Source organism: Larkinella sp. VNQ87 (genome assembly GCF_049445795.1).
GTDB lineage: Bacteria > Bacteroidota > Bacteroidia > Cytophagales > Spirosomataceae > Larkinella.
In genome coordinates, this window is sequence record NZ_JBMSDT010000030.1 from 1 (window position 1) to 8114 (window position 8114).

8 protein-coding genes, 1 tRNA gene and 1 rRNA gene are annotated in these 8114 nt (G+C 50.6%); all 10 read right to left on the bottom strand.

The window, feature by feature from the left end; all coding sequences use genetic code 11:
* Positions 1–169: 169 nt before the first annotated feature.
* Positions 170–985, bottom strand: a complete 816-nt coding sequence (gene trpA / locus ACO2Q8_RS29235; protein WP_423348454.1) for a tryptophan synthase subunit alpha — start codon at positions 983–985, stop codon at positions 170–172.
* A gap of 72 nt (positions 986–1057) precedes the next feature.
* Complete coding sequence (trpB, locus tag ACO2Q8_RS29240) at positions 1058–2260, bottom strand: tryptophan synthase subunit beta (RefSeq protein WP_423348455.1); 1203 nt, start codon at positions 2258–2260, stop codon at positions 1058–1060.
* A 161-nt stretch (positions 2261–2421) separates the two neighbouring features.
* Entirely contained in the window at positions 2422–3069 is a 648-nt protein-coding gene (locus ACO2Q8_RS29245) for a phosphoribosylanthranilate isomerase (protein WP_423348456.1), read from the bottom strand.
* On the bottom strand, positions 3066–3890 hold the full coding sequence (trpC, locus tag ACO2Q8_RS29250; RefSeq protein ID WP_423348457.1) for an indole-3-glycerol phosphate synthase TrpC: 825 nt from the start codon (positions 3888–3890) through the stop codon (positions 3066–3068). The genes ACO2Q8_RS29245 and trpC overlap by 4 nt, the downstream gene beginning before the upstream one ends.
* Positions 3891–3949: 59 nt before the next feature.
* The gene (gene trpD / locus ACO2Q8_RS29255) at positions 3950–4939 is read right to left on the bottom strand and encodes an anthranilate phosphoribosyltransferase (protein WP_423348458.1); all 990 of its coding nucleotides are present in this window, start codon (positions 4937–4939) and stop codon (positions 3950–3952) included.
* A 15-nt stretch (positions 4940–4954) separates the two neighbouring features.
* Positions 4955–5629: an SAM-dependent methyltransferase gene (locus tag ACO2Q8_RS29260; RefSeq protein ID WP_423348459.1), complete on the bottom strand. Its 675-nt coding sequence runs from the start codon at positions 5627–5629 to the stop codon at positions 4955–4957.
* Positions 5626–6192 carry an anthranilate synthase component II gene (locus ACO2Q8_RS29265; RefSeq protein WP_423348460.1) on the bottom strand — a complete coding sequence of 189 codons (567 nt, stop codon included), beginning with the start codon at positions 6190–6192 and terminating at the stop codon, positions 5626–5628. Before ACO2Q8_RS29265 ends, ACO2Q8_RS29260 begins: the two co-directional genes overlap by 4 nt.
* 12 nt (positions 6193–6204) lie before the next feature.
* Positions 6205–7587, bottom strand: coding sequence for an anthranilate synthase component I family protein (locus tag ACO2Q8_RS29270; protein ID WP_423348461.1), 1383 nt, complete (start codon positions 7585–7587; stop codon positions 6205–6207).
* A gap of 251 nt (positions 7588–7838) precedes the next feature.
* A tRNA-Pro gene (locus ACO2Q8_RS29275) sits at positions 7839–7912 on the bottom strand.
* 87 nt (positions 7913–7999) lie between these two features.
* Positions 8000–8111: ribosomal RNA gene (gene rrf, locus ACO2Q8_RS29280) — 5S ribosomal RNA — on the bottom strand.
* Positions 8112–8114: the final 3 nt, after the last annotated feature.

Consider the following 8114-nt stretch of genomic DNA (forward strand, 5'->3'; position numbering starts at 1 on the left):
TCGAGACTCTTTTTCTTTTCCACCCCGTAAACACCTGAAAACCAGTCGCTTACTCACCGTCCCCGTCAGGGCCTTCCCTGATTTGGGACTGCAAAGTACCGCTTTTTTTTACCCTTTGTCAAGACTAACTCCCAAAATAATTTTAGGACTTTTCTTATCTCGCTGATTTTTAGGCAATAGCTTCTGAATTTATTTTTTCCTCCGGCTGCGTATTGCGTACTGATCGAATGAAATTATGGATGGCTGCGGTTTTATCCGCCTTATTTTTCTCCAACAATCTGACAAAGGCACTGCCGATGATGGCTCCATTGGCGTATTGACAGGCGGTTTGAAATGTATCGTGATCCTGAATGCCAAAACCAATCAGGCGCGGATTTTTCATATTCATGTTTTGAATTCGGCTGAAGTAAGCCTTCATCTCGTCCGTAATTCCTTTCTGCGACCCGGTGGTGCTTGCCGACGAAACCATGTATACAAATCCATCGGACAACTGGTCGATTTGCCGAATCCGGTTTTCGGTAGTTTGGGGTGTAATCAGGAAGATATTCAGCAAACCGTACCGATCAAACGTGGCTTTGTAATCCCGCTCGTAAACGTTGATCGGAAGATCCGGTACAATAAGCCCGTCGACACCTACCTCGGCACATTGCTGGCAAAAAGCTTCGATGCCGAACTGAACGACCGGGTTCAGATATCCCATCAGCAGAATGGGCACCTGCACTTTCTTCCGAATTCCGCGCAACTGATCGAACAAAATCCGAAGGGTCATTCCGTTGTTCAGCGCTTTCTGGTTGCTCTGTTGAATGGTTTCGCCATCTGCTACGGGGTCCGAATACGGCATACCGATTTCAATGATGTCAACGCCCGCTTCCTGTAACGTTTCCAGAATTGGCACAGTATCGTTTAATTCCGGAAAACCGGCGGTGAAGTAAACATTCAGGACTTGAGCAAACTTATTCTGGAATAATTCGGTGATGCGGTTCATGGCTAGTAAGAGGAAATGGAACGGTAGCCCACCAGCGTTCTGGCGGGGTCGATTTGCCTATTGATTCGAAATTTATCGGGAAAGATGCTGGGTGAAAGCGGCTAAATCCTTGTCTCCACGCCCGGATAAACAGATGACTGTTACCTCGTCCAGGCCTGGTTTTAGTTTGGAAATGCAGGCCAGCGCGTGCGAAGACTCCAGCGCCGGAATGATTCCTTCCAATCGGCTGAGTTCAAAAGCCGCGTCGAGTGCTTCCTGGTCGGTGATGGCAAAGAATTTGCCGCGACCCGACGCAAACAGGTGCGCGTGCAAGGGGCCGATACCGGGATAATCCAGCCCGGCCGAAATGGAATACGGTTCGACAACCTGGCCATCTTCGGTTTGCATTAGAATGGTGCTGCTGCCGTGCAGAATACCGGGTTTGCCCAGAGCCGTCGTTGCGGCTGAATGACCGGACGACACCCCTTGCCCAGCGGCTTCGGCGGCAATCAGTTGAACCAAGGGTTCGTCCAGATAATGGTAGAAGGCACCAGCGGCATTGCTTCCTCCACCCACGCAGGCGATAACATAGTCGGGATTCGACTGACCGGTTTTTTCCAGCAGTTGCTTACGTACTTCTTCCGAAATCACGGACTGAAACCGAGCGACCATGTCCGGGTACGGGTGTGGCCCCACCACTGACCCAATGACGTAGTGCGTATCAACAGGGTTGTTGATCCAGTGCCGCATGGCCTCGTTGGTCGCATCCTTCAACGTCTGGCTACCGCTGGTGGCCGGAACGACGCTCGCGCCCAGCATCCGCATCCGGTCGACGTTCGGTTTCTGACGCTCCATGTCGATGCTTCCCATGTAGACAATGCACTCCAGGCCCATCAAGGCACAAACCGTTGCTGTTGCCACGCCGTGCTGACCGGCCCCGGTTTCGGCCACAATGCGTTTTTTGCCCAACCGCTTTGCCACCAGGATCTGCCCGATGGTGTTGTTTACTTTGTGGGCACCGGTATGACAAAGGTCTTCGCGCTTGAGGTAAATTGTGGTGTTATACGTCTCAGACAGGCGACGGGCCAGAAAGAGGGGGGTTGGCCGGCCAACATAATCGGTCAATAAGTCCCGAAATTCGCGTTGAAAGGCAGGATCGGCAATGATCGAGAGGTAATTCTGGCGCAGTTCCTCGACATTCGGATACAACATTTCGGGAATGTAGGCTCCGCCGAAGGTTCCGTAATAGCCTTGCTCGTCGACCTGATAGGGTGATTTTACTTCTGTGGTTTCCATTATACTCAAAACAAGGTGCAGCAAGACAGGCGGAATCGGTACAAACGTATGCCCACCGCGCGCATTCTGCGGGTAAAGTTCAATTTATTGGAGGCAGAAAAGCCCGGAAGACTGCAAAACGCGGTCTCTGATTTGTAGCTGTATGTTCGATACCGGATGAGTTAAGCGACGGTTTCCTCTTCTTCGATCGGTTTTAACCGGGTGATGATGGCTTTCACTAGTTCGATATCCTTCAGGCCAGGGCTCATCTCGACCCGACTGTTGACATCAACGCCGTAGAGCTTCAGGTGTTTGATTTTTGCCAGCGAATCCAGGCTGTTGGTATCAATCCCACCACTGATGAAAAACGGTTTTTCGTTGTCGTAGCGATTCATCAGGCTCCAGTCGAATGAAAAACCGTTACCGCCGTATTGCTCGCCTTTGGCGTCGAATAGGAAGAAGTCGCAGGACGGCTTGAAATTGTTGATCATGCTGAAGTTGAACGACTCGTCGACGGCGAATGCCTTGATGATGCTGATACCCCGATTTCGCAGGTTCCGGCAGAATTCCGGCGTTTCGTTGCCGTGCAGTTGAACGTACTGAAGGTCGTACTTTTTCACGCTGCGCAGGATGTAGTCGGGACTCGCATTGACGAAAACACCCACTTTTTTAACGCTGCGCGGAAACGACTTCAACAGATCGGAATCCAGGTCTTCGCCCACAAACCGGAGTGATTTGTCGTAAAAGATAAACCCCATAAAATCGGGGGCCAGAGCGAGCAGGTCACGAATGTTGTCGGAATCCCGCATTCCACAGACTTTTACTTTCATACGCTGTATTGTTTTTGAGATAATGGATGCACCTGGTGTAATTCATCAATCAACTGTTGCAAGGCTTGTGCCGGATTGGCGGTTTTCATGAAGGTTTCGCCAATCAGAAAGCCCTGAAAACCGGCCTGACGCAAAGCAAGAATGGATTCGGCCCGTTGCAAACCGCTTTCGGAAACTTTGACAAACGACGCCGGAATCTGCTCGGCCAGCCGAACGGACGTTTCGGTGTCGGTCACAAAAGTTTTCAGGTTGCGGTTATTGACGCCGACGAGGTCGACGGTATCGGTCAGGTGGTCGGCGAGTTCCTGCTCGTCGTGGACTTCGAGTAAGACTTCCAACCCCAGTTCGTGCGCCAACTGGCTGTACTGAACAACCTGTTTGGGCGTCAGGCAGACAGCAATGAGCAGAATAAAATCCGCGCCGATGGCTTTGGCTTCGTAAATCTGGTACGGATCGATGATAAAATCTTTCCGGATCATGGGCGTCGAGGGGTTGGCTTGCCGGGCTTCCAGCAAATCCTGCGAAGTACCGCCGAAGAAGGGTTCATCGGTAAGCACCGACAAACAGGCAGCCCCGGCCCGCACGTAGCCAGCCGTGGTTTCGACCACCGAAACCTGGTCGTTAATAATACCCTTGGAAGGTGATTTCCGTTTGAATTCGGCAATGATACCCGACGAAGCGGTTTTTAACAGCGCATCGCGAGCGGACAACGGTTCTCGGCTGAACAGGGGTTGCTGTTCAAGTTCCCGTTGAGAGAGGACGGTTTTTCGGTAGGCTACTTCTGTTTGCTTGCGCTCAATAATCCGTTCTAATATGTCCATTCTATGCTTTTTCCGGTGGTATGCTACTCCAATCCTTCTGTTGAATCAATTTGTTTCGGTTATTCGGCTAGTAACTTTTTCAGGCTTTCCAGCGCCCGCTTACTTTCGAGCGACTCTCTGGCCTGCTGAATCCCTTCCTCAACGGTTTTAACCTGCCCGGCCGCAACCAGCGCCATAGCCGCATTGGCCACAACCGCATCAGTTTGGGCCGAAGTAGCTTCGTTGTTCAAAACATTCATAAAAATGCGGGCAGAATCTTCAACCGACTTGCCGCCCGCCAGTTGTTCGGCGGTCAGTTGGGGCAAACCGATTTGGTGCGGAGTCAGCACTTGCTCAGCGTGTGCGGAGATCGTCTTAAAGGCGCCGGTCAGCGACACTTCATCATAGCCATCCAGAGCGTGTAGAATCATAAACCGCTTGGGCGTTTGCTGATAAAGATACGCATATAATCTGGCTAATTCAAGACTAAAGACACCAACCAGTTGCTTTTTCGGAAAAGCTGGGTTGACCATCGGCCCCAGGACGTTGAAAAACGTCTTTACACCCAATTCTTTCCGAATCGGCCCGACGTTTTTCATGGCCGGATGGAAGAGGGGCGCGTGCAGAAAACAGATTCCGGCCTTCTCTACTTTCTTCCGTAACAGGTCGTAATCGTTCGTAAACCGGTAGCCGAGGTATTCCATTACGGTCGAAGAACCGCACATCGACGAAACGCCGTGGTTTCCGTGTTTGGCAATTCGCTGCCCGGCACCAGCCACGACAAAGGCCGATAAAGTCGAGATGTTGAAGGTATCTTTGCCATCGCCCCCGGTGCCGCACAAGTCCATCACATCGTAGTCCGACAGATCAACGGGCAGGCAAAGTTCCAGCATGGCATCGCGGAAGCCTTCTAGTTCTTCCACGGTTATGCTCCGCATCATGTACACCGTCAGAAAAGCCGCAATCTGCGAAGTATTGTACTGGCCGGTGCTGATTCCGATCAGCACGCGCTGGGCTTCTTCCTTCGTTAACGTTTTGTACTCAAAGAGGTGGTTTAGTATTTCTTTCATGAGCGTATGACAACACTAGTTTCGAATAACGAGCATCTGATTCCCATTCTTTTGAAAATGATACGGCACTTCAATGATGTCGGTTTTCAAGCCGCGTTCCCGGCAATCTTCCGATACGGTTTTTACAAAAGGCGACAACTGATTCGTCAGATCGACCAGCGGAAAAATCCGGACCTCATCCGCAATCCGCAGCATTTCCCGAACCGCCTGCCAGTGAAAGGCTTCTGATAGATGCGCCGAATACAGAAACAACAGGTGCGAACAAAGCGCCAGATCGAATGACTGATCCGGAAAGGAGGTTGCCGGTAGCGATTCCAGCCGGTAGCGCCCCTCCTGCTTGCCGGTTTCGTAATCGGCCAAAAACGCCTTCATCGCCCGCATTCGTTCGGCCCCTAACCCCTGTTCATCCCGGAAATCCGTCCAGTTATAATCCGAAGCATTTAGCCGCATCTGGTCGATGACAGTTTCGTACGTTTGCTCAATCCGGGAAGCGATTTCGTTCGCTGAAAAGGCATAAATAGGATCAATAGACACGACGGAGCGGCCCATACGGTGCAGTTCCGCATTAAAACTGGCCGGACCGTCGCCAATGCCGATCACGAGTTTCGTCAGGTCAGTTTCCGTTAGTTGAAACATCCGACGGTATTCCTCGAACGTTCGGCCCCATGGGATGACTGATTCCAGTTTCATGCTGCCAGCCAGTTTTGCAGCATTTGTTTGCCGTGCTGGGTCAAAACCGACTCCGGGTGAAATTGGACGCCCCGCACGTCGTACGTTTTGTGCGCAATGCCCATCACTCGGCCTTCTTCATCAACCGCCGTCACCGTCAGTTCGTCCGGTATCGTTTCCGGCATAACCGTCCAGGAGTGATACCGTCCCACGAGTAGTTCATCGGGTAATCCATCGAAAAGCCGTTCGGATGCATCTTTGATAAAGGTCCGATGCGCGACGCCGTGGTACACATCCGACATATTTTCCAGCGTAGCCCCAAACGCTTCGCCAATGCCCTGATGGCCCAAACAAACGCCCAAAATGCTCTTCGTTGGCGCGTACGTGCGAATAATTTCCTGCATAATACCCGCTTCCGACGGAATCCCCGGACCGGGCGACAGCAGGATTTTGTCGTACGCATCAACTTCTTCCAGCGAAATTTTGTCGTTCCGGCGTACCTCAACGATATGCCCCAATTCACGGAGGATGTAGACGAGGTTGTACGTAAACGAATCGTAATTATCGATAACCAGCACGTTCATCGTTGTTGTCTGTTAAATGGTTTCGGCCTGTTTCATGGCTGTCCTAAGAGCCATCAATTTGTTATGCACTTCTTGTAATTCACTTTCTGGGTTCGATTTGGCGACAACGCCCGCGCCGGCCTGGTAATGCAGGGTGTTGTTCCGACTCAGGAACGTCCGGATCATAATCGCCTGGTTGAAATCACCTTTAAAATCCATGAAGCCAATGCACCCCGCGTAAAAACCGCGGCTGCCATTTTCGTACCGGTCAATTAGTTGCATCGCCATATGTTTGGGCGCTCCCGACAAGGTTCCTGCCGGGAACGTTTCGCCCACAATCCGCAGCGGCTGGGCGTTGTCGTCCATGTCACCCACCACTTTCGAGACGAGGTGAATGACGTGGGAGTAGTATTGCACTTCTTTAAACGTTTCTACCCTGACGGTTTTACAATTGCGGCTTAAATCATTCCGGGCCAGGTCCACCAGCATGACGTGCTCGGCGGTTTCTTTCGGATCATTGTGAAGCTTCTGGGCCAGTTCGGCATCGGCCACATCGTCGCCCGTCCGGCGAAACGTCCCGGCAATCGGGTAAATAATGGCTTGCTTTCCTTTGATGACTATCTGCGATTCCGGCGACGAACCAAATAGTTTGTAGTTACCGTAATCGAAATAAAACAGATAAGGTGAGGGATTCAGCGAACGCAGAGCCCGGTAGACATTGAATTCATCCCCGCGAAACGCTGTCGAAAACTTCCGGGAAAACACAATTTGAAAAACATCACCCCGATGGCAATGATCGATGCCTTTTTGAATGACTTCCAGAAATTCCTGATCGGTAAAATTGGATTGCTCTTCGGCGGTGATTTGAAAAGAATACGACGGAAAATTGCGGTTTTTGATCAACGTTTCAATGTAGTCGAGGTTGCTCGATCCGGTTTCCTGACCGTCTTCCTGGTACGAATGTTCAAAAAGATACAACTCGTCTTTAAAATGATTGATCGCAATCACATACCTGAACGCCTGGTAAACGACCAGTGGTACTTCATTTTCACTCGGCGTGGCCTTCAGCAAAATATCTTCAAAAAACTGAACGGCATTGTAACCAATATGCCCAAAAAGCCCGTTGGTTATAAACGGAAAAGCGTGCTTCTCATATAAGAAACACGCTCTAAAAGCTTCAATCTGGGCTAGCAAATCGGCTTCCTGCGATACAGCGACAGAAGAGGTTGCTCCATTTGGATAGTACGTTGAAATAGTCGCCCCGTCAAACTCAAATTTAGCAATAGGATCAAAGCATATATAAGAGTAACTGTTGTCATTCCCGTGGTAATCTGAGCTTTCCAACAGAATGCTATTTACGAATTTGTCCCGCAAACGGAGGTAGATACTTACTGGCGTCAGTGTATCCGCCAGCATTTTTCGGTACGTACTGGTTACGTTGAAAGTGAGCGGAGGTTGTTGTGTTTGAAAGGAAGCAGGCATAGCCGAAAAGGGAATGGTTAGAAACAAAAAAGCCCACTGGGTTGAACAGTGGGCTTTTGAAAAACCGGTTTGGTTGATTACAAAGCATATAATGACTGTCCAACTCCGAGAGAAGAAGAACGCCACCACCAAAGATTTGAAGAAGTCACTTCAAAATGCATGTTTGTAATAGTTAAATTAGTAAGTCGGGGTGGCGGGATTCGAACCCACGGCCTCTACGTCCCGAACGTAGCGCGCTACCGGGCTGCGCTACACCCCGATTGATGCGCAAAGATAAAACTTTACACGACTCAAAGGAAAATATTTGTCCCCATTTCCTTAATAGGAAATGGGGACATTAAATCTGTGGTGGCGGCAACCTACTCTCCCGGACATGACTCCAGTACCATCGGCGTAACGGGGCTTAACGGCTCTGTTCGGTATGGGAAGAGGTGGTCCCCCGCACCCTTACCACCATCCCA